At 60.3% G+C, this 21,419-nt stretch carries 15 protein-coding genes and 1 pseudogene; 4 read left to right on the top strand and 12 right to left on the bottom strand.

The genetic code is table 11. From position 1 onward, the window contains the following. Positions 1 to 55: 55 nt before the first annotated feature. From AB4O11_RS10355 to hutC, 5 genes are all read right to left on the bottom strand, one after another. Positions 56 to 1,024: an ABC transporter substrate-binding protein gene (locus tag AB4O11_RS10355; protein WP_093430054.1), complete on the bottom strand. Its 969-nt coding sequence runs from the start codon at positions 1,022 to 1,024 to the stop codon at positions 56 to 58. Between the two features lie 69 nt (positions 1,025 to 1,093). After that, positions 1,094 to 2,566, bottom strand: coding sequence for a purine-cytosine permease family protein (locus AB4O11_RS10350; protein WP_257356851.1), 1,473 nt, complete (start codon positions 2,564 to 2,566; stop codon positions 1,094 to 1,096). A 163-nt stretch (positions 2,567 to 2,729) separates the two neighbouring features. Continuing rightward, on the bottom strand, positions 2,730 to 4,415 hold the full coding sequence (hutU, locus tag AB4O11_RS10345; protein WP_093430052.1) for a urocanate hydratase: 1,686 nt from the start codon (positions 4,413 to 4,415) through the stop codon (positions 2,730 to 2,732). 450 nt (positions 4,416 to 4,865) lie between these two features. Continuing rightward, entirely contained in the window at positions 4,866 to 5,435 is a 570-nt protein-coding gene (locus tag AB4O11_RS10340; RefSeq protein WP_093430051.1) for a HutD/Ves family protein, read from the bottom strand. Then, positions 5,432 to 6,142 carry a histidine utilization repressor gene (gene hutC / locus AB4O11_RS10335; protein WP_163013658.1) on the bottom strand — a complete coding sequence of 237 codons (711 nt, stop codon included), beginning with the start codon at positions 6,140 to 6,142 and terminating at the stop codon, positions 5,432 to 5,434. The genes AB4O11_RS10340 and hutC overlap by 4 nt, the downstream gene beginning before the upstream one ends. 145 nt (positions 6,143 to 6,287) lie before the next feature. On the opposite strand from hutC, the gene AB4O11_RS10330 reads away from it, so the two are divergent. Beyond that, a complete protein-coding gene (locus AB4O11_RS10330) occupies positions 6,288 to 7,652 on the top strand; it encodes a formimidoylglutamate deiminase (protein ID WP_460089558.1) in 1,365 nt (454 codons plus the stop codon). A 120-nt stretch (positions 7,653 to 7,772) separates the two neighbouring features. On the opposite strand, the gene AB4O11_RS10325 is transcribed toward AB4O11_RS10330, so the two are convergent. Together AB4O11_RS10325 and AB4O11_RS10320 are read right to left on the bottom strand one after the other, a co-directional pair. Further along, on the bottom strand, positions 7,773 to 8,342 hold the full coding sequence (locus tag AB4O11_RS10325; RefSeq protein WP_093430049.1) for a lipocalin family protein: 570 nt from the start codon (positions 8,340 to 8,342) through the stop codon (positions 7,773 to 7,775). 30 nt (positions 8,343 to 8,372) lie between these two features. After that, positions 8,373 to 8,627: a hypothetical protein gene (locus tag AB4O11_RS10320; RefSeq protein ID WP_003220802.1), complete on the bottom strand. Its 255-nt coding sequence runs from the start codon at positions 8,625 to 8,627 to the stop codon at positions 8,373 to 8,375. Positions 8,628 to 8,908: 281 nt separating this feature from the next. On the opposite strand from AB4O11_RS10320, the pseudogene AB4O11_RS10315 reads away from it, so the two are divergent. After that, positions 8,909 to 9,895 (top strand): annotated as a pseudogene (locus tag AB4O11_RS10315) (cache domain-containing protein); the annotation flags it as partial. 141 nt (positions 9,896 to 10,036) lie between these two features. After that, positions 10,037 to 10,801, top strand: coding sequence for a methyl-accepting chemotaxis protein (locus AB4O11_RS10310; protein WP_371748298.1), 765 nt, complete (start codon positions 10,037 to 10,039; stop codon positions 10,799 to 10,801). Positions 10,802 to 10,984: 183 nt separating this feature from the next. Here the strand turns inward: AB4O11_RS10310 and AB4O11_RS10305 are convergent, their stop codons facing one another. From AB4O11_RS10305 to AB4O11_RS10285, 5 genes are all read right to left on the bottom strand, one after another. Beyond that, positions 10,985 to 11,587: a DUF924 family protein gene (locus tag AB4O11_RS10305; RefSeq protein ID WP_093430047.1), complete on the bottom strand. Its 603-nt coding sequence runs from the start codon at positions 11,585 to 11,587 to the stop codon at positions 10,985 to 10,987. 3 nt (positions 11,588 to 11,590) lie between these two features. Further along, positions 11,591 to 12,601, bottom strand: coding sequence for a class 1 fructose-bisphosphatase (locus AB4O11_RS10300; protein ID WP_093430046.1), 1,011 nt, complete (start codon positions 12,599 to 12,601; stop codon positions 11,591 to 11,593). A 328-nt stretch (positions 12,602 to 12,929) separates the two neighbouring features. Further along, a complete protein-coding gene (locus AB4O11_RS10295) occupies positions 12,930 to 14,294 on the bottom strand; it encodes a DUF3999 domain-containing protein (RefSeq protein WP_460130591.1) in 1,365 nt (454 codons plus the stop codon). Next, positions 14,291 to 17,863, bottom strand: coding sequence for a DUF2339 domain-containing protein (locus tag AB4O11_RS10290; RefSeq protein WP_460130590.1), 3,573 nt, complete (start codon positions 17,861 to 17,863; stop codon positions 14,291 to 14,293). The genes AB4O11_RS10295 and AB4O11_RS10290 overlap by 4 nt, the downstream gene beginning before the upstream one ends. 254 nt (positions 17,864 to 18,117) lie before the next feature. Beyond that, positions 18,118 to 20,568, bottom strand: coding sequence for a glycogen/starch/alpha-glucan phosphorylase (locus AB4O11_RS10285; protein ID WP_460130588.1), 2,451 nt, complete (start codon positions 20,566 to 20,568; stop codon positions 18,118 to 18,120). A gap of 259 nt (positions 20,569 to 20,827) precedes the next feature. Between AB4O11_RS10285 and AB4O11_RS10280 the strand changes: the two genes are divergently transcribed. Next, entirely contained in the window at positions 20,828 to 21,265 is a 438-nt protein-coding gene (locus AB4O11_RS10280) for a YkgJ family cysteine cluster protein (RefSeq protein ID WP_093430042.1), read from the top strand. The last annotated feature ends 154 nt before the right edge of the window (positions 21,266 to 21,419 follow it).

Below are 21,419 nucleotides of genomic sequence, written 5' to 3'. Positions count from 1 at the left end.
AAGCGATTACGGCATATCTCCCGGCCAGCCTCACGGTTGACCGGGAGGTATCGACCTACAGCGCCGCGTCGATTTTCTTGGCTGCGTCTGCACTGACCCACGCATGCCAGACCTCAGGATGTTCCTTGAGGAAGATTTTCGCCAGTTTTGGCGACTCGATACGTTCCTTGGCCATGCGGCCCAGGTTCTGGTTCAGCAGGTCGATCGGCAGGTTGACCTTTTCCAGCACGGCGACCAGTTCCGGGGCCTCGTCGTGGAAGGTTTTCGACAGACCGACCTTGATGCTTACGGTCTTGTCGACGCCGGGTTTTTCTTCCAGTTTCACCGCGTCGATCTGGCCCATCAGCGGGGTTGGCGACCAGTAGTAGAACAGGATCGGCTCGCCGCGCTTGTAGCTCGACAGCACCGCCGCATCGAGCGCCGGGCCGGTGCCCGGACGGAAGTTGGTGTAGCTGCTTTCCAGACCGTAGCTTTTGAGCATTTCGCTGTTGTCCAGCTCGCAGGTCCAGCCGGCCGGGCAGTTATAGAAACGGCCCTTGGATGGCTCTTCGGCGTCCTTGAACACGGCGGCGTATTTGCCCAGATCGGCGATGTTTTTCAGGTCTGGGGCTTTGGCTTCCAGCTTGCGTTTGGCGTCGCCTTCGATCACGTATCGCGGCACATACCAACCTTCCACGGCGCCGACGATCGGCGCACCGACACCGACGACCTTGCCGGCCTTCTCGGCCTTGTTCCAGACCTCGCTGCGGCCGACCCACTCTTCGGCGAACACTTGAATATCGTTGCTGCTCAGGGCGTTCTCCATGGTGATGGAGTTGCCCGGCAGGCTGTCGGTCTTGCAGTCGTAACCTTTTTCCAGCACCACTTGCAGCACGTCGGTCAGCAGCATGCCGCTTTCCCAGTTCAGGCCGGCGAACTTCACCGGTTTGCCCGATTCGCACCAGCCAGCGGCTTGGGTCGCACCGGCACTGGCCAGCAGGCCCATGGACAGCAGTGTGGTGAGCAGGGTCTTGTTCGATTTCATTGTTTCGACGCTCCTAATCATGAATTGGCTTACGGCAGTCAAGAGGCATCCAGCCCTGTCCACGTCCAATCAGGCCTGCGCCGCAGCGCGCCCGGCCCCACTTTTTTCAGGTGGTACAACGCTGTTCTGCTCGACCGGCAGAATCAGTTGATCAGGTACCGCGCTGTGCCATTTTTTTGCACACACGTAGTAGACGGCAGCCGGCAGCACCAGACCGATGATCCAGGAAATGTCCACATCACCGAGGGCCGCCACCAGCGGGCCGGTGTAGAACTTGGTGGAGATGAACGGCAACTGCACCAGCACGCCGAACACATAGACGCTGATGCCGAGCAGGTTCCAGCGCCCGTAGCGACCGTTCGGATTGGCCAGCGCCGGCACGTCATAGCGCTCGCGGGTGATGCAGTAGTAATCCACCAGGTTGATCGCGCTCCACGGTGTGAAGAACGCGAGCAGGAACAGGATGAAAGACTTGAACGCACCGAGGAACGAGTGCTGACCAAGCAGCGCAATCAGGGTCGCTGCGCCGACAATCACCAGCACAAACACCAGACGCTGCATGCGCGTAACGGTCAGGTGGCCTTTGAAACCACTGATGATGGTCGCGATGCACATGAAGCTGCCGTAGGAGTTCAGCGTCGAGATGGTCACCTTGCCGAACGCGATGCTGAAGTACAGCAGCGCGGCGGTGGCACCGGTGCCGCCCAGACCGACGATGTAAGCAACTTCATGACCGGCGAACTGGCCGTTGGCCGAAGCCGCAGCGAACACGCCGAGGATCATCGCCACTTGCGCGCCGACCACTGAACCAGCACCGGCGGCGAAGAAGGTTTTTACCGCCGAGGTGTTGCTCGGCAGGTAACGGGAATAGTCAGCCACGTAGGGGCCGAAAGCGATCTGCCAGGAGGCCGCGAGCGACACCGCGAGGAGGAAGCTGCTCCAGCTGAAATGACGAATTTGCAGAAGTGCGCCGACGTCGGTCTGGCTCATCAGGCGCCAGAACAGGAAGACGAAAGCGATCACGCCAATCACGCTGGCAACACGGCCGATCCAGTGGATCACCCGATAACCGAGCACCGTCACCAGCACGATGACGCTGGCAAAAATCAGGATGCCGACGCTGTCACTGACGTTAAACAACTGGCCCAACGCTTGACCGGAAAGCACGGTGCCCGTCGCGGTGAAACCCAGGTACATCAGGCACACCAGCACGATCGGGATTGCCGCGCCGTAAACGCCAAACTGCACGCGGCTGGAAATCATCTGTGGCAGACCCAGTTTCGGCCCTTGCGCAGCGTGCAACGCCATCACCCCGCCGCCGAGCAGTTGGCCGATCAACAGACCGATCAACGACCAGAACACATCACCGCCCAGCACCACGGCCAAGGCCCCGGTGACAATCGCGGTGATTTGCAGATTCGCCCCCATCCACAGGGTGAACTGGCTAAACAGACGACCGTGTCTTTCCGCTTCCGGGATGTAGTCGATCGAACGCCTCTCGATCAACGGTTTGTTGCTTGCACGATCGGTGTTAACAGCCATGATTCAACCTCTGTGGATTGTTTTAATAGTTCACTGAGCTTCGGTAGTGCTGCTTTTCTGTGGGAGCGAGCTTGCTCGCGAATAGGCCAGCACAGTCAACATCTGTGCTGGCTGACAGATTGCTTTCGCGAGCAAGCTCGCTCCCACATAAAGCCAAAGCGTGTTACTTACCGCCGGTAATCATCGGCAGGTTCAGCCCCTGTTCCTTGGCGCAGTCGATGGCGATCTGGTAACCGGCATCGGCGTGACGCATGACACCGGTGGCCGGGTCGTTGTGCAGTACGCGCGCAATACGCTCGGCCGCTTCGTCCGTACCGTCGCAAACAATCACCATGCCCGAGTGCTGCGAGAAGCCCATGCCGACGCCGCCGCCGTGGTGCAGGGAAACCCAGGTCGCGCCGCTCGCGGTATTCAGCAGAGCGTTGAGCAGTGGCCAGTCGGATACGGCGTCGGAACCGTCCTGCATCGATTCGGTTTCACGGTTCGGGCTTGCGACCGAGCCGGAGTCGAGGTGATCGCGACCGATCACGATCGGTGCCGACAATTCGCCGCTGCGGACCATCTCGTTGAAGGCCAGACCGAGCTTGGCGCGCAGACCCAGACCGACCCAGCAGATACGTGCCGGCAGACCCTGGAAGCTGATGCGCTCGCGGGCCATGTCCAGCCAGTTGTGCAGATGGGCGTCGTCGGGGATCAGCTCTTTGACCTTGGCGTCGGTTTTGTAGATGTCTTGTGGATCGCCCGACAGCGCCGCCCAACGGAACGGGCCGATGCCACGGCAGAACAGCGGACGGATGTAGGCCGGTACGAAACCCGGAAAGTCGAAGGCGTTTTCGACGCCTTCTTCCTGCGCCATCTGACGGATGTTGTTGCCGTAGTCGAAGGTCGGAATGCCTTGCTTCTGGAATTCCAGCATCGCTTTGACGTGCACCGCCATCGACTGCTTGGCGGCTTTGATCACAGCGGCCGGTTCGGTCTTGGCGCGGGCGCGGTATTCGTCCCAGGTCCAGCCCGCCGGCAGGTAACCGTTGAGCGGATCGTGGGCGCTGGTCTGGTCGGTGACCATGTCCGGGCGTACGCCGCGCTTGACCAGTTCCGGGAGGATTTCTGCGGCGTTACCCAGCAGCGCGATGGAAATCGCTTTACCTTCTTTGGTGTATTTGTCGATGCGCGCCAGGGCGTCGTCGAGGTCTTTGGCCTGCTCGTCGACGTAACGGCTTTTCAGGCGGAAATCGATGCTGACTTGTTGGCATTCGATGTTCAGCGAGCAAGCGCCGGCGAGGGTTGCCGCCAGAGGTTGTGCGCCGCCCATGCCACCGAGGCCAGCGGTCAACACCCACTTGCCGGTGAGGTTGTCGTTGTAGTGCTGGCGACCGGCTTCAACGAAGGTTTCGTAGGTGCCTTGAACGATGCCCTGGCTGCCGATGTAGATCCAGCTGCCCGCGGTCATCTGGCCGTACATGGCCAGGCCTTTGGCGTCGAGCTCATTGAAGTGTTCCCAGCTCGCCCAGTGCGGGACGAGGTTGGAGTTGGCGATGAGTACACGCGGGGCGTTGCTGTGGGTCTTGAACACGCCGACCGGCTTGCCGGATTGCACCAGCAGGGTCTCGTCGTCATTCAGGTTGGTCAGGCTCTCGACGATTTTGTCGTAGCACTCCCAGTTACGCGCGGCGCGACCGATACCACCGTAAACCACCAGCTCTTTCGGGTTCTCGGCGACTTCCGGGTCAAGGTTGTTCATCAGCATGCGCAGCGGCGCTTCAGTCAGCCAGCTCTTGGCGGTCAGCTTATTACCGCGGGCAGCGCGGATCTCGACGTTACGAAACTTTGTAGGCTTATTGTCAGTCACGAAAAAGACTCCTCAGCGATCAATTCAAACCAACCCTGGCAGTGGGCAAGCAGCCTGTGCGCTTCGCTGCGCGACAAGCGAATCAGTGGACGCTGCGGAGAGTCTCGAGCGACTCATACGCATACGTCTTTACTTGTACATACAAGCATATGCAATCAAGCGGCCAACTTGTTGGAGGGGTGTTCAAGAAAAATCCTGGGCACGGCTGGAGGGCGCCTGAATCAAGGGTTCGGGCGTGGATGAAATTTTTTCGTGGGGATGATTCAGGGCGACGGGACTTTGTTACGTGAGCGTGGTTTTGCGCCACGCTGGGGCGTTCGGTAACAAGTTGGTGCGTGGGTTGGGAACACCCCAAAAGCAAAAGATCGCAGCCTTCGGCAGCTCTTACAGGGCGTACATCAATCCCATTGTAGGAGCTGCCGAAGGCTGCGATCTTTTAAGATTTTTCAATCAGCGGGCAGTCAGCTCAATGACACAGCAACCCGCATCAACGGACACTTCAACCAAACCATTGTTACCGTCCAGTTGCAGGCAATCATGGCGACCGAGCTGCGAAACACTGTCACCGACGTGCACTTGCAACAGCTCACTGACACTGAACACCAATACCGTCCCCGCCGAGCTGAAGAATCGCTGCTCGCCATCCAGCCACTGCAACCGCGCGCTGTAACGCTGCGGCGCATAGATCAGGTTGAAATCGCGAATCGCACCGCCTAGCAGCGTGCACGACACCTGGCTCTCACCACTGAAAGCAAACGGGTCGAGCGGTAACAGCGGCCGCGTATCGTCGCCGTCAACGCACAAGGTCATGCCGTCACCCTGCAACACGGTGATCACCCGCTGGTAACCGGCGAACGTCGAAAAACCACCCGACTCAGCGATGTCGGCAATCGACAGGCGCCAGCCAAAACCGTCCAGGCCGGCCCCCGCGTCACGGGTGATTTCTTCAGTGCTGCCGCCACCGTTTTTCCACGGCATGCGCGGGTAGCCTTCGGCGCGTAAAACCTTCACTTGAGTCATTTATGAAAGCGTCCTTCCAGACGATGACGGGAACCTGGGTGAATCAATCGTGCAGCGGTAACCGGCTGACGCCCCGACCACGTGCGGCGACGAATCAGCAAACACGGCTCGCCTTTTTCAATCTGCAGCAACTTGCACTCGGAGGGCTCGGCCAGAATCGCTTCAACCACGTGCTCGCCCTCAGTCAGCGGCGCCACCTGATTGAGATACGCGTAAGGCGTCTGCAGAGTGAAATCCTGCTTGAGGTATTCCGGCGCGACCAGTGCGTTGACGAAACGGTCTTCGATTTGCACCGGAATATCATTTTCGTAATGCACGATCAGCGAGTGGAACACCTTCTGCCCTTCACGCATGTCCAGCGCCAGCGCGCGCTCGGAACCGGCAGCCTCTTCTTCAAGAGTGATGACCTGGCAGGTATGGCGATGGCCACGGGAGGCGATTTCGTCGGCGATGTTGTGCACTTCGAACAGCGCAGACTGGCTCTTCGGTTCGGCGACAAAGGTGCCGACGCCTTGCATGCGCACCAACAGACCATCGGCAGTCATCTCACGCAGGGCACGGTTGATGGTCATGCGGCTGAAACCGAGTTGATTGACCAGCTCGCTTTCGGACGGCACGCGGTAGTGCGGCGGCCAGTTTCCGCTGTCGATCTGCTGGGTGATCATCTGTTTGACGCGGGCGTACAAGGGCGCCGGACTGTCGCCCATGTTCGCGGCCAACGGGGAGACTGGAGGCGGAGTCGGCACGGTTGATCCCTGTTCATTGGTGAAAGTGGCTAGCTTGCCGGAGTTTACCGGGCAGGCAAACGTCTGTATATGTATATACAAATAACACACGATGGGGTGCCGAACCATGTCCGCCTTCTTTGCCGAACGCGCGCTGCTGCCTAACGGATGGGCCAACAATGTACGTCTTGAGGTCAGCGCCGATGGCCTGCTGACCCAGATTCAGGCCGATTCCACCGCAGACGGCGCCGAACGGCTGAGCGGCCCGCTGCTGCCGGGCATGCCGAATCTGCACTCCCACGCCTTCCAGCGGGCGATGGCGGGTCTGGCTGAAGTGGCCGGCAATCCGAACGACAGTTTCTGGACGTGGCGCGATCTGATGTATCGCCTCGTCGGAAAAATCAGCCCGGATCAACTCGGCGTGATTGCCCGTCAGCTGTACATCGAAATGCTCAAGGCCGGTTATACCTCCGTCGCTGAATTTCACTACGTGCACCACGACAACAATGGTCAGCCTTACGCCGACCCGGCTGAACTGGCCTTGCGCATCAGCCAGGCTGCGAGTGAAAGCGGCATCGGTCTGACCCTGTTGCCGGTGCTCTACAGCCACTCTGGTTTTGGCGGCCAGACGCCGAATGACGGCCAGCGCCGCTTCATCAACAGCACCGAAAATTACCTGAATCTGCAATCGCGTTTGCAGCCGTTACTGGCGCAGCAAAAGGCGCAATCGCTGGGCCTTTGCTTTCACTCGTTGCGCGCAGTGACGCCGCAACAGATCAGTGAAGTTTTGGCGGCCAGCGACAAGCAATGCCCGGTGCACATCCACATCGCCGAGCAGCAAAAAGAAGTCAACGATTGCCTGAGCTGGAGCGGTCGTCGCCCTTTGCAATGGCTCTACGAAAATACCCAAGTCGATCAACGCTGGTGCCTGGTCCACGCGACTCACGCCAATCCGGAAGAAGTCACCCTGATGGCCAAGAGTCGCGCCATCGCCGGGCTGTGCCTGACCACCGAAGCAAATCTGGGCGACGGGATCTTCCCGGCGGTGGATTTCCTCGCTCAGGGTGGGCGCATGGGTATCGGTTCCGACAGCCATGTGTCACTGAGCGTGGTCGAAGAATTGCGTTGGCTGGAATACGGCCAGCGCCTGCGTGATCAGCGGCGCAATCGCTTGTATGGCGCGGATCAACCGATGGTCGGGCGCACGCTGTATGACGCGGCGCTGGATGGCGGTGCGCAAGCGTTGGGGCAGCCGATTGGCGCGCTGGAGGTTGGCAAGCGTGCGGACTGGATTGTGCTCGACGGCAGCGATCCGTATCTGGCGACGGCCACGGGTGACGGGATTTTGAATCGCTGGTTGTTTGCCGGCGGCGATCGTCAGGTGCGCGATGTGCTGGTCAATGGCCAATGGGTTGTGCGTGATGGCCGGCATGCTGGCGAAGAAGACAGTGCACGCGCCTTCACCCAGGTCCTGCGCGACCTCCTCGGCTGACAGCTGATCGTTCCCACGCTCTGCGTGGGAATGCAGCCCGGGACGCTCTGCGTCCCACAAGCGGACGCAGAGCGTCCATTGAGACACTCCCACGCGGAGCGGAGCGATCAGGATGGGTGATTAATTCGAGGTCTTGGCCATCTGCCGATCCGACGCTCGCCAGATCAATCGCGTGGTGTCATAACCCTGCTGACGCGCCTTGCTCAGCAGCTCTTCACGGACCACCCCGTTGACGGTCGGTGTGCGCGACAGCAACCACATGTACTTGCGACTCGGGTCGCCGACGATGGCGGTCTTGTAGTCATCGCTGACGTACAACACCCAGTATTCACCTTTCGCCACACCCGGAATCAGACGTGAGAACCAGGTATCGAATTCGACCCACAGCTTGTCGGTCTTGCCCGGCACCTGTGGATAAGCCGTGCCCTTGGCTTCTTCCCATTGCCAGTCCGGTGTCAGGCAGCGATTGAGCACCGCGACATTGCCGTCCGGCTTGAGGGTGTAATGGGCTTCGGACTGCGCGCAATTGCGCTGGAAATACATCGGCAAGCGCGCCAGTTCATACCAGGTGCCCTGATAACGCTTGAGATTGACGCTGTTGACGGTTTTCGGCGCCAACGGGTCGACGCCGGAAGTGGCGCAGCCGGCCAGTACCAGGCCGGCAAAAAGGATCAGCAATAACCGCTTCATTTTTCTTCTCCGTGGGCGCGAAGCCCCGGTTTACTTCAGGCCTTGGCCGGAAAACATCAGCACTTTGTCACCGGCGTACTGCACGCTGATAAAGCTGTTCTTGTCGCCCCAAGTGCAACTGGACATGCCGAGCGCGCCCGAGCAATCGGTGGGCTTGCCGAGCAGAGTCTCGACTTCGGCCTTGGCCATACCGGCCGAGAGCTTCGAATAGTTTTCCTGATTGACCTTGCTGCATGCGGCCAACAGCACGCAAAACGTCAGAAGGGCGATAGATCGCAGCGACATGGTGTAACTCCTGGAACGAGGGGGGATGGCATGGTGCCAACCAGAAGCTTAGAAGAGAAAACCCTCATCTGGTTCCGTGGGGGAATGGCTATTTATTAGCCCGCCCGTCTGGCATTTGCCGATAAATCAGCCACTTTGTAACGCTATTGAGCATTTCGTCGCCTTTCGCCAAACACGCCTAATCTTTGGCGCACCGCGGTCGACATAAAAGCAGCGCAAAGCCCCCGAGTGTGGCAAATTGCCGCCCTTTCTTGACCAGTCCCTTCGCGGTAGTTCATTCGATGACCAGAAACATGAAATTCAGCCACAAGATCTTGTTGGCTGCCGCCCTCGTGGTGGCCATTGCGTTCGCCTGTTTCATTTTCTTCAACGACTATCGACAGCGCGAAGCCTTGAACAGCAGCACCGAAGCCTCGATGCAGGAGCTGGGCAGCCTGACCACCAGCAACATCCAGACCTGGCTGGAAAGCCGCATTCAATTGCTGCAATCGCTGTCGCAGCAAGTCGCCGTCGACGGCAACGCCCCCGCCAACCTGAAACGCATCATCGACCTGCCCGCCTACACCGGCAATTTCCAGCTCAGCTATTTCGGCGGCGCTGACGGCGTGATGTTCTCGGTGCCTGCCGGCAACCGCGCACCGGACTACGATCCACGCGCCCGTGGCTGGTACAAAGCGGCAAACAGCGCGCAACAGACCATTGTCACCGAACCGTACATCGCCGCGTCCTCGGGCAAACTGGTGATCACTGTCGCAACACCTGTTCAGCGCCAGGGCCAGATGCTCGGCGTCGCCGGTGCCGACATCGACCTGACCAGCGTCAGCGCGATCATCAACTCGCTGAACTTCGGTGGCCACGGTCACGCATTCATCGTCAGTGCCGACGGCAAGATCCTGATCCACCCGGACAGCAAACTGGTACTCAAGACCCTTGCCGAGGCCTATCCCAATGGTGCGCCGAAAGTCAGCCCGGGTCTGAAAGAAGTCGAGCTCGACGGCAAAACCCAACTGATCTCCTTCACCCACATCAACGGCGTGCCGTCGGCCGACTGGTACGTGGCGCTGGTACTCGATAAAGACACCGCGTTCGCAATGCTCAGCGAATTCCGCACCTCGGCGCTGATCGCCATGGTTATTGCCGTGGTGATCATCATCGCCCTGCTCGGCATGCTCATTCGCGTGCTGATGCAACCGTTGCTGACCATGGGCCGCGCGATGCACGACATCGCCGAAGGTGAAGGCGACCTGACTAAACGTCTGGTGATCCACGGCAACGACGAGTTCGGCGCGCTAGGCACCTCGTTCAACCGTTTCGTCGAGCGCATTCACACCTCGATCCGTGAAGTGTCTTCGGCCACCGGCCAGGTCAACGAAGTCGCCCTGCGCGTAGTCGCGGCGTCGAACTCGTCGATGTACAACTCCGATCAGCAGTCCAGCCGTACCAACAGCGTCGCCGCCGCGATCAACCAACTCGGCGCCGCCGCCCAGGAAATCGCCCAGAACGCCGCCCTCGCCTCGCAGCACTCCAGCGATGCCCGCAGCCTCGCGGTCGACGGTCAGCAGGTTGTGGATAAAACCATCCAGGCCATGCAACAGCTGTCGGCGAAGATCAGCGATTCCTGCGGCAACATCGAAACCCTGAACAGCAACACGGTGAACATCGGCCAGATTCTCGAAGTGATCACCAGCATTTCCCAGCAGACCAATCTGCTCGCGCTCAACGCCGCGATCGAAGCAGCGCGTGCCGGTGAAGCTGGGCGTGGTTTCGCCGTGGTCGCAGATGAAGTGCGCAACCTCGCCCACCGCACCCAGGATTCGGCGCAGCAAGTGCAAAAGATGATCGAAGAGCTGCAGGTCGGCGCGCGTCAGGCGGTCAGCATCATGACCGAGAGCCAGCGTGAGAGTGAAAGCAGTGTCGGTATCGCCAACCAGGCCGGTGAGCGATTGGGTAGCGTGACTCAGCGTATCGGTGAGATCGACGGGATGAACCAGTCGGTAGCGACGGCGACTGAAGAGCAGACGGCGGTGGTCGAGTCGATCAATGTCGATATCAACGAGATCAACACGCTGAATCAGGAAGGTGTGGAGAACTTGCAGGCGACGTTGCGCGCGTGCTCGGATCTGGAGCAGCAGGCGGCGCGGCTGAAGCAATTGGTGGGTAGTTTCCGCATTTAAGATCAAGGGCTTTACCCCCTCACCCCAGCCCTCTCCCCCAAGGGGGGCGAGGGGGAAAGGGAGCCGATCGGGGGATTTTCCAGACCTGAGTTCGACTCAGAAATTGCAGGTCGATGTATCAAGACCAGACAACTCGGTCAGTCCCCTCTCCCTCCGGGAGAGGGCTAGGGTGAGGGAAAGCTCTTAAAACCGTGAACCCGGCTCGGAAAGAAACACCAACTCCTCCGCCGTAGACTCCCGCCCCAACACCGCATTGCGATGCGGAAACCGGCCAAACCGCGCAATCACTTTCCGATGCCGCTCGGCATAATCCAGATTATCCGCAAACACCGCCCGCTCCGCTTCCGGCTGTTCAGCCACCAGTTCGATAAACCTGGAAACCGCCTCGTTCTGCACCGCAAGATTCTCGCAGTGCTCAAACACAAGATAAATAAACACACGCTGAATCGGTTTCAACTGCCGATCAAAATCCGCCGCAATGCCTTGGGCAACGAGTTTCTGCGCGCGCAGATCGCCGGAAAACGCTTTTGGGGTGTCGCGAAAGATCATTCGCGGCAGTTGATCGAGCAATAACACCACCGCCAGCCAACCTTCGGGACGTTGCGTCCACGCGGTCAATTCGCCGGCCAGGGCCTGATCGACAAAGACCCCGAAACGCTCACGCGCTTCGAGGTCTTGGCTGTCTCGCTTACCGAACCACAACTTGCCCTTGTCAGCCGCTATCTCGTCGGGGGATTCGGCATGTCCGAACCACCAATCGAGCAACGGCTGCCAGGGCGCGGTCATGGTTTATTCCTTGTGGTAGGCCGTAGCGCGGGCGACTTCTTCTTTCGAACCGAGGAACACCGCTACACGCTGGTGCAGACCGTCCGGCTGAATGTCGAGGATGCGCTGGTGACCGTCAGTGGACGCGCCGCCCGCTTGTTCCACCAGGAACGACATCGGGTTGGCTTCGTACATCAGACGCAGTTTGCCTGGTTTGGATGGCTCGCGGCTGTCGCGCGGGTACATGAACAGACCGCCACGGGTCAGGATGCGGTGTACGTCGGCAACCATCGCCGCGACCCAACGCATGTTGTAGTTCTTTTTCAGCGGACCTTCTTCGCCGGCCAGCAACTCGCCAACGTAACGTTGTACCGGGGCTTCCCAGTGACGCTGGTTGGACATGTTGATCGCGAATTCCTGGGTCGATTCAGGAATGGTGATGTCTTCGTGGGTCAGCACGAAGCTGCCCATTTCACGATCGAGGGTGAAGCCCTTCACGCCGTCGCCCAGGGTCAGTACCAGCATGGTTTGCGGGCCGTAGATCGCGTAACCGGCAGCAACCTGCTGGGTGCCTGGCTGCAGGAAGGCTTTTTCGTTCAGCGGCTCGTTCTGGCTCAGGTATTCGTTCGGGCAACGCAGTACCGAGAAGATGGTGCCGACCGGGGCGTTGATGTCGATGTTCGACGAGCCGTCCAGTGGGTCGAATACCAGCAGGTATGCGCCTTTCGGGTATTTGCCCGGGATCTGGTAGGCGTTGTCCATTTCTTCGGACGCCATGCCGGCCAGGTGACCGCCCCATTCGTTGGCTTCGAGCAGGATCTCGTTGGAGATCACGTCGAGCTTCTTCTGCACTTCGCCTTGGACGTTTTCAGTGCCCATGCTGCCCAGAACACCACCCAGGGCGCCTTTGGACACGGCGTGGCTGATTTCTTTGCAAGCACGCGCGACCACTTCGATCAGGAAACGCAGATCGGCAGGAGTGTTATTGCTGCGGGTCTGCTCAATCAAATAGCGACTCAGGGTAACGCGGGACATGGACGGCTCCGGTGGAATGGGGGGCTAAAAACCCGCGCAGTTTACAGGGAGTCTGAAAACGTAGCGAGCGAAGACGCCCGGTAACGTGCGTTGGGGTGTATTTGCCTGTATGAGACGTGATTGTCGGGGGAGAGTTCAGGTAGCGGATTTAGCGTAGTCCGAAATCCGACGAAGGCCGATCGGTTTGGGATATGTATTGATTGAGATACCGCTTTCGCGAGCAGGCTCGCTCCCTCAGGGGGATTTGAGTGAACACACAATTGGCGTCCACTGCAGATCCACTGTGGGAGCTAGCCTGCTAGCGAATGGCGCACAGCGCCAGCCTTTCTCAGGTGTTGGTCGGCGGTTTGCGCAATAGGCTGAACGCCATCGCCCCGAGAAAAACCACACTCAACAACAACACCGCCCACAGGCCGATCTTCTTCCAATTGGTCTCGGCCACCGCCGCCGCTGTTGCGGTTGAAGTTTGCGTGACAACCGCCTCACCCTGGACCATCGCCTTACCCAACCCCGCCAGCTTCTCCGGTTTGAAATCCGGAATCAGCGTCGCCAACGGCAAGTTCGCCGTCTTCACCGTCGCATTGCCCACCGCCAAACTGTACGGCCCCTCGCCCCGCGCGAGGAAAACCACCTGCGTCGCCCGCACCGCATATTTCAGACTCGGCGCCTGCTCACCCAAACCACCGCCACGCTCATCCACGCTCAGTTTCAACTGCTGCACGGTCTGCCCGTAGAGCGGCAATTCGTTCTGCACCACATCCTGACCATTCTGGGTCAGGCGATAGAGCAAGCCATTGCCCAACGTCTGCCACGGCAAGCTGCTTTCGCGACGCCCCGCCAGCGTCACCGGCGCGAGGCTGTTCGGCTGTTTCAGCTCGACCTGCACGCGCTCGACATTCAGCCCCATCGGCAACTGCCAGGTGTACTCCCCAGCCTTGGTGCTGCTGCCGGCCAACGCCTGCGACCAGACCAAAGGCAGCGGAACGTTGCGCGGATCACTGCTTTTCAGCTGCGCCGACGTCAGGATCGGCGCCGAGTTCGGCGACTCCCATAACAACCGCACATAACGCGCCGACTGCCCCGGCAGCGTCACTTCGTGCTGCTCGATGCGCTCATCGGAAAAGGTCAGCCGCGCGACCTGCCCCTCGCCCCACGCTTGCCAGTGTTGCAGATCGTCGCTGGCTTCAATGCTGAAGCGCTGGAAGCCGTCGCGCTCGCTGGTCCAGTCGAGGATCAACTGCTGCAACGGCGCCTTGATCGCGCTGGCATCCAGCAGCCAGCCACGCAGCACCTCTTCACCCACCTCCAACTGACTGGACGGCTGCACCTCGACCAGCGTGCCGTTGGTGGTCGATTGCACACGCACATTCGGCGCGCGTTCGCTGGCGTCGGCGGCGTTGTACAGCGGGAACCATTTCACCTCATGCAAGCGGCCGTCGTCGCGGGTCTGCGCTGATTCTCGCGCCAAGGCGTAGGCCTGCGCTTCGCCGGCAGCGTTGAACACACGCAGATCACTGAGATCGGTCTGGCGTGCCTGCAATTGCACGCTCAACGGCAATTCGAGGCGGTACCACGGACCGTTGCCAGTGACTGACAGCGGCACCTGCGTGGCGAAGTCCGCCGGTTTTTCCTGAGCGCCGGCCGCCATCACCACGCCCAACGCCAACCAACCCAGATTTCGCATGCGACTCAAGATGAAACTCCTTCGGTGTCCGGGGCCGGTTTGTCCGCCGCCGGTTCAGCGTCGACGCGTTTGGGCGGCAGTGGCGCGAAATAGCCGACCACCAGCAGCAACACGCCGACACCGATAAACGAGACGATCCGGGCGAGACCGCCACGGTTGCTCAATTCGACAAAAATCAGTTTGGCCACCACCAACGCAATCAGCGCCGCGCCAATCAGCCACACTTCGCGACGATGGCGCAGATGGCCGCCGATCATCAACCCCAGCGCCATCAGCGTCCAGACGATCGACAACCCGGCCTGCACCAGCATTGAGGCGAGCAACGTATCCAGCTCGAACGGGATCCCGGCCCAATGGTGCGCCGCGCGGGTGACCAACGCGGTGCAAAAGGCGAACAGCGAAACCCCCGCGACCAGTTGCGTCGCGTAATCGGCGTAGTCCTGGCGAATCGACAGCTGCGAAACCGCGCTGCGCGACCAGACGTAAACACCGAACAATGCGAACAACAAACCCAGCTCCAATGGATTGAGCAGCGGCACGTATGGCAGCGGCTCGGCGTTGCCATCGCTGACACCATTAGCCAGCCAGAACCATGCGAGCATCAACACCGCCAACGGCGCAGCGGCGTACAAACGGTACTCGCGAGGGAATGCCGCCACCGGCCAAGGCCAACTGCGCGGTGCCGCCGCCAGCAGCAGATACAGGCTCGGCAGAATCGCCCAGCCCAGCCAACGCCAGGCGTTGTATTGCTCGGACAACAGCAGCAGACCGTAGCGCAATTCCAGCGCCAGCACGCCAATCAGCAACCAACAGCCGAGCACATGCGCGGTGCTCAAGGCTCGTGCCGGCAGCATCGGTGCCAAGCGGCGCAGGCTGAAGAAATGCACGGCGAACACCGCCGCCCACGCCAGCCAGCCGAAATCGGCCGCCGGGTGATAACGCGAGTGCCATGCGGCGAGCAGCACAAGACCAGCCGCCGGAATCAGCAAGGTGCAGAGCAAGCCCAGCGCCGGCCATTTCAAGCGCAGCGACAACAGCGTCCACAGCGCAACACTGAGCGCCGCGACCAACAGCAACAACGTACCTTGCAGATTCGGCGACGCAAAACGCAGCACCTCGCTAACCCACGCCAGCGCCCACCAACCCGCGCCCCACACCAGCAGCACTTCGGACAAACGCTGCAGACTCAGCGCATCGAATGCTGAAGCGTGGTTGCCCAGTTGCAGGCGCCAGGCACCGATCATCGCAGCCAAGCCCAGTACCAGCGGTGTCCAGAATCCGCCATGGGCCAACGGTTTCAGGCCTTCGCTGGACAGTGGCCCAAGCAACTCGGGGCCGGCCAGCAAAAACGCCGCGCCACCAATCAACTGCAACAGCAGACCAAAGACAAAACTTACGCGCTGCTTGAGGTACAGGCTCAGCCAGATGATCAGCAAACCACTCGCGGCCCACACCGCACTCGCCGTTTGCCATGGCAGCACGAACAGCACCGCCAGATTGATCAGCACCAGACCGGCCAGCAGCACCACCGACAAACCGCGTAACAGACGCACATCGCCACGCACCATTTCATCGCGAGCCGCCAACAGCATGCCGGCGATCAACGCCAGCCCGATCAACGACGCGCTGAGCAATCCGCTCCAGCCGGCGCTGAACACCGCCGCCGAATCCTCGCCCGCGCCTTGCAGACGCAACAGGAATAACGCACCGCCGAGCAACTGCACGGCAAACGCGCTGAACAGGAACGTGCGCGATTGAATGCGCAGACCGACCAACAGAGTTGCCAGCCCGGCCAGCGCCCAACTGATCGCCGTGGCTTGAACGAAGAAGAACAGCGGCGCCAGCAGATAGAGGAAGGTCAGGCCCAGACACGCCAACACCGGCAAGCCTTGACGCTCCCAAGGCGAGGCTTGTTCCGGCGTGGCCTTGCGCAATTGATAGAAACTGAACAGCAACGCAATGCCGAGCATCAGCGCACCCAGCGGAGCACCGTCAAGCAGACTGCTCTCGCCGACGCGCAACTGACTGAGAAACGCCAGTGCCGACCCCAGTTGCAGCAGCAAGGCAAACGCCCGAGCGAACGGTCGATGCTGACGCAAACCGAGCCAGAAAATCCCCGCGCCTTCCACTGCCCATGCCGCCGAGGTCCAGCGCGCATCGAGTCCCAGCGGGATCGCCAGACTGGCAAAAATCACTCCGAGCGCCAGACAGGTTTCGCCCAGCAGAACCGCCCGGCCACCCATCAACACCTTGGCCAGTGCCATGTAGATCATGCCTAGCGCCAGCGCACTGAACGCTGCGGCAAATTCCATATGCTGCACCAACGCAAACTGCAATCCGAAGCCAATGATCGGCGGTCCGAACAGCATCGTGCCGTCGACGTAATCGCCCTTGCGCGCCGACCAGTGCAGCAACGCTTCGCGATCGCCATCCGCAGGTGCGTCGGGCATGTCGAGCAACTTGCGGCGGGCGAATAGCAGGCCGATGGCGAGATACATCAGGAAGAACAGGATCAGGAACGGCTCGGTACTCCACAACAGTTCTGGCGCATACGAACGAAGGCCCCAGGCGAAGCCGATGCCAAAGGTGCCGACGAAGCCGATCAGGTTGAGTAGACGCCAGGCCTTGAACCAGGCGATGGCAAGAATGCCAGCATTGAGTAGCGCGAAATAGCTGAACAGCGCGACGTGGTTGCCGGCGCCGGTCGAGGTCAGGATCGGCGCCGCGAAACCGCCCAATGCCGCCGCTGCGGCAAGCCCTAAAGCATCTTGAGTGATGGCGAGAATCGCCGAGAAAACGGTGACCGCCACCAGCAGGCCGAGCGCGGCCGATGGATCAAGCAACGGATGCAGACGCATGGCCGCAAACACCGTCAAATACAGCACCGCGATCCCGGTGCCTTGCAGCATCAACGCGTAATTACTGTTGCGCCGGCGCAACCACCAACCCAGCGCGAGCAGGCCCAACGCGGCCGCCGCGACACCGGCGTAACGCAACTCGATCGGCACGACCATGCCTTCGGTGGCGTAGCGCAGCAGGAATGCGAGACCGAAGAACAGCAACACCACGCCGACCCGCAGCACGGTGTTGCCGCCGAACAGCCAGTTGCGCGCAGCACTTATGCCGCGTTCGATGAGGTTCGGGCCACGGGGTTCGGCAGGTTGTTGCGGTTCGGGCGTCACGGCATCAAGGCGCCAGACATCGGCGGGCAGCGGTTGACTGGTTTCGCTGGCGACGGCGGAAATCGGTTCGAGTTCGGGCGGCAGCTCCCAGATCAGTTCAGGTGCTGGAGCTGCTTCTACGACTGTGACTGTTTCAGCAACAGGTTCGGGACCCGGTGGCGGCGTGGCACGAACCGGGGCACCTTCGAGCAGAAACAGGCGCTGTTCGACGCCCTGCAAAGCGACCTTCGCCAGCTCAAGTTGACGCTGCTGCTCCATCGCCTGCGAGCCTAGCCGCGCGATGCGGATCGTCTGCCCGATCACCAGCCCCAACAACGCGCCCAACAGCGCATCACTGAACGACTCGTCGAGCAGCCAGCCGAGCACCAGCCCGATCAACATGAACATCCATTGCATGGTCGATATCCCTAAGCAGCCCCAAGACGGGGCGAGTCCGGCGATTGCTTCAGTCTAGGCACAAACCCTGTGGGAGCGAGCCTGCTCGCGAAAGCGGTTTGTCAGCCAACATTTCTGTTTAACAAGACAACCGCTTCGCGAGCAGGCTCACTCCTACATTGGATTGGTGGTGACTGGAGCTACCGGTAACCGGCGCTCAGTATATCGATCCGGCCCAACAAACGTTGGGCCTTGCGCAGATTTGTTGCGGAAAGTTACTCCAACGCTTTCCAGATATCCGTGGCGTACTCACGAATCGTCCGGTCAGACGAGAACCAGCCCATCCGCGCCGTGTTGAGTACTGCTGAACGCCACCAGTTGTTGGAGTCGTGCCAGTGCGCCTCAACGCGTTTCTGCGCTTCCCAGTAGGAGTCGAAGTCGGCGCAGACCAGGAAGCGGTCGTAATCCACCAGCGAATCGATCAGCCCGGTATAGCGCGAGGTGTCATCCGGCGAAAACACCCCGCCGCGAATCGCCTGCAGCACATCGTTCAAGCGATGGGATGCAGCAATGTCTGGCAACGCACTGAACTCGTGATTCTGTTTACGCGCTTCCACCTGCTGCGCGCTGAGACCGAAGATAAACATGTGCTCGGCCCCGATGCGTTCGCACATTTCCACGTTGGCGCCGTCCAGTGTGCCAATGGTCAGCGCGCCGTTGAGGCCGAACTTCATGTTACTGGTGCCTGATGCTTCGAAGCCGGCAGTGGAAATCTGCTCGGACAAGTCCGCCGCCGGAATGATGCTCTCCGCCAGGCTGACGTTGTAGTTGGGCAGGAACACCACTTTCAGCAGGCCGCGCACGGTCGGATCGTTGTTCACCACCCGAGCGATGTCGTTGGTCAGTTTGATGATCAGTTTGGCCTGGTGATAACTCGCCGCCGCTTTACCGGCGAAGATTTTCACCCTCGGCACCCAGTCGACTTCCGGCTCGGCGCGGATCGCCTGATACAGCGCCACGGTGTGCATCAGGTTGAGCAACTGACGTTTATATTCGTGGATGCGTTTGACCTGTACATCGAACATCGCCGCCGGATTGACCGCGATGCCCAAGCGTTCGTGAATCAGATACGCCAGGGCTTTCTTGCTGTGCAGCCGTTGCTCGGCAAAGGCTTTGCGGAATGCGGTTTTCTCGGCGAACGGTTCGAGATCGAGCAGGCGCTCTTCGGGGTTATCCAGCACCTCGGGACCCAGCGAGTCGACCAGCATCGAGGTCAGTTCAGAGTTGGCCTGGAACAGCCAACGGCGGAAGGTAATGCCGTTGGTTTTGTTGTTGATCCGCTCGGGATAGAGCTTGTGCAGTTCGGCAAACACGGTTTTGCGCATCAGTTGCGTATGCAGTCCGGACACGCCGTTGACGCTGTGCGAACCGAGGAACGCGAGGTTACCCATGCGCACACGGCGACCGTTGTCTTCTTCGATCAGCGACACCGCGCGCAGCACGTCGAAATCGTGAATGCCTTTGGCGCGCAGCGAGTCGATGTGCTGAGCATTGATCAGATAAATGATCTGCATATGTCGCGGCAGCATGCGCTCCATCAAGCCCACCGGCCAGGTTTCCAGCGCTTCCGGCAGCAACGTGTGGTTGGTATACGACAGCGTGTCGACGGTGACTTGCCACGCCGCATCCCAAGCCACGTCGTAGACGTCGACCAGTTGGCGCATCAATTCGGCGACAGCAATCGAGGGGTGCGTGTCGTTGAGCTGAATCGCCGCGTGATCACCCAGGGTCAGCACCGAGGTGTGCATGTTGCGATGACGGCGCAGCAGATCCTGAAGCGAAGCGGCGACAAAGAAGTATTCCTGACGCAGGCGCAGCTCCTGCCCCGCTTCGGTGCTGTCCGCCGGGTAGAGCACGCGGGAGATACTTTCGGCCCGGGCCACTTCGGCGACAGCGCCCAAGTGGTCACCGGCGTTGAAACGCTCCAGGTGCAAATCTTCCATGGCGCGCGCACGCCAGAGGCGCAGTGTATTGACGCTCGCCCCGCGCCAGCCAACGACCGGCGTGTCATAAGCGATCGCGCGGACAGTTTCTGCCGGCGACCAGACTTGTTTGGACTTGCCGGAGATGTCGGTGACGGTTTCGACGCTGCCGCCGAAGCCGATGGAGTAGACGACCTCTGGCCGCTCGAACTCCCACGGGTTGCCGAAATCCAGCCAGTGCTCGGTCTGTTCCTGCTGCCAGCCGTCGACGATGGCCTGGCGGAACAAGCCGTGCTCATACCGAATGCCATAACCGTGGCCGGCGATGCCGAGGGTCGACATGCTTTCCATGAAGCACGCGGCCAGACGACCGAGGCCACCGTTACCGAGCGCTGCATCAGGTTCCAGCAAACGGATACGCTCCAGGTCGACACCGAGTTCAGTCAGCGCTTCACGGGCGACGTCGAGCAAGCCAAGATTGCTCAGGCTGTCGTAGAGCAAGCGGCCGATGAGGAATTCCAGCGAGAGGTAATACACCCGTTTCTGACCTTTGCGGTAGATCTGCCGGGTGTGGTCCATCCAGTGCTCGACCATATGATCACGCGCCGCCAAAGCGATGGCTTCGAACCAGTCATGGTCGAAAGCGTGGTCGGGGTCTTTGCCCACCGCGTAGGTGAGCTTGGTCAGGACGGCGTCGCGGAATGCGGCCACCTCTGCTTCGCGAACTAGTGGTTCTTGAGTCATCAATAGGACCTCGAGCGAGCGGGAATTGTCTGAGCCTAGACGGTCTGACCGACGGTCGCGGCGCTGGTTCGGCAGTTTTTCCTGAGACGGTGCGATGGCCCGGCATTACCCTGGCGGATGGGCTAATGAATGCAGGGGCCGTGCCGAATTGTCCGGCAATGTGCCTGCATGGAGAAAAAATCTGGCGAAAGGTTGTTCAAAAATCCACCAGTCCCGGTATGATCGCGCGCCCTGATGCACACACGCCTGGTAACTCCCGATGATGAAGCCCAACCTGATTGCCGCCGCCGAGATCGATCGTCTCGATACGTGGGCGAAATATTCGGCCCCGATGTGCGGTTCCTGCATGTCCAGCTGCTGCACGCTGCCGGTCGAAGTAAAGATCAAGGATCTGGTGCGCATCGGCGTGGTCGACGAGTTCGAACTGGGCGACCCGCCGAAGAACATCGCCAAGCGTCTGCAAAAGGAAGGCCTGGTCGAGCGCTTCAATCAGAAGTCCGGCATCTTTACCCTGCAGCGCATGAGCAACAACGATTGCTACTACCTGGATCGTAAGAGCCGCTTGTGCACCATTTATGACAAGCGCCCGGATACCTGCCGCAATCACCCGAAGATCGGACCGCGTCCGGGGTATTGCGCGTACAAGCCGAAGGAAGTTGAACGCGTGCAGAATTTCCGCGCGATAGAGCGCTTCTGAACGACGCTGAGTTCTTCGGTAGCCGTTAAACCCCAGCCCCTCACCCCAGCCCTCTTCCGAGGGAGAGGGAGCCGATCTCTGTCGCTTCCAAACCTGAGGTCGATGCAAAGCCAAAGAACAACTCGGTCAGTCCCCTCTCCCTACGGGCGGTCCG

It is taken from the genome of Pseudomonas sp. H1_D05, from assembly GCF_054682705.1.
This window is presented reverse-complemented; position numbering and strand designations above follow the sequence as displayed.

Coding starts and splice junctions, on each gene's coding strand:
- AB4O11_RS10355 (WP_093430054.1), bottom strand. CDS start 1,024: ATGAAATCGAACAAGACCCTGCTCACCACACTGCTGTCCATGGGCCTG.
- AB4O11_RS10350 (WP_257356851.1), bottom strand. CDS start 2,566: ATGGCTGTTAACACCGATCGTGCAAGCAACAAACCGTTGATCGAGAGG.
- AB4O11_RS10340 (WP_093430051.1), bottom strand. CDS start 5,435: ATGACTCAAGTGAAGGTTTTACGCGCCGAAGGCTACCCGCGCATGCCG.
- hutC (WP_163013658.1), bottom strand. CDS start 6,142: ATGGGCGACAGTCCGGCGCCCTTGTACGCCCGCGTCAAACAGATGATC.
- AB4O11_RS10330 (WP_460089558.1), top strand. CDS start 6,288: ATGTCCGCCTTCTTTGCCGAACGCGCGCTGCTGCCTAACGGATGGGCC.
- AB4O11_RS10325 (WP_093430049.1), bottom strand. CDS start 8,342: ATGAAGCGGTTATTGCTGATCCTTTTTGCCGGCCTGGTACTGGCCGGC.
- AB4O11_RS10320 (WP_003220802.1), bottom strand. CDS start 8,627: ATGTCGCTGCGATCTATCGCCCTTCTGACGTTTTGCGTGCTGTTGGCC.
- AB4O11_RS10310 (WP_371748298.1), top strand. CDS start 10,037: ATGTACAACTCCGATCAGCAGTCCAGCCGTACCAACAGCGTCGCCGCC.
- AB4O11_RS10305 (WP_093430047.1), bottom strand. CDS start 11,587: ATGACCGCGCCCTGGCAGCCGTTGCTCGATTGGTGGTTCGGACATGCC.
- AB4O11_RS10300 (WP_093430046.1), bottom strand. CDS start 12,601: ATGTCCCGCGTTACCCTGAGTCGCTATTTGATTGAGCAGACCCGCAGC.
- AB4O11_RS10290 (WP_460130590.1), bottom strand. CDS start 17,863: ATGCAATGGATGTTCATGTTGATCGGGCTGGTGCTCGGCTGGCTGCTC.
- AB4O11_RS10285 (WP_460130588.1), bottom strand. CDS start 20,568: ATGACTCAAGAACCACTAGTTCGCGAAGCAGAGGTGGCCGCATTCCGC.
- AB4O11_RS10280 (WP_093430042.1), top strand. CDS start 20,828: ATGATGAAGCCCAACCTGATTGCCGCCGCCGAGATCGATCGTCTCGAT.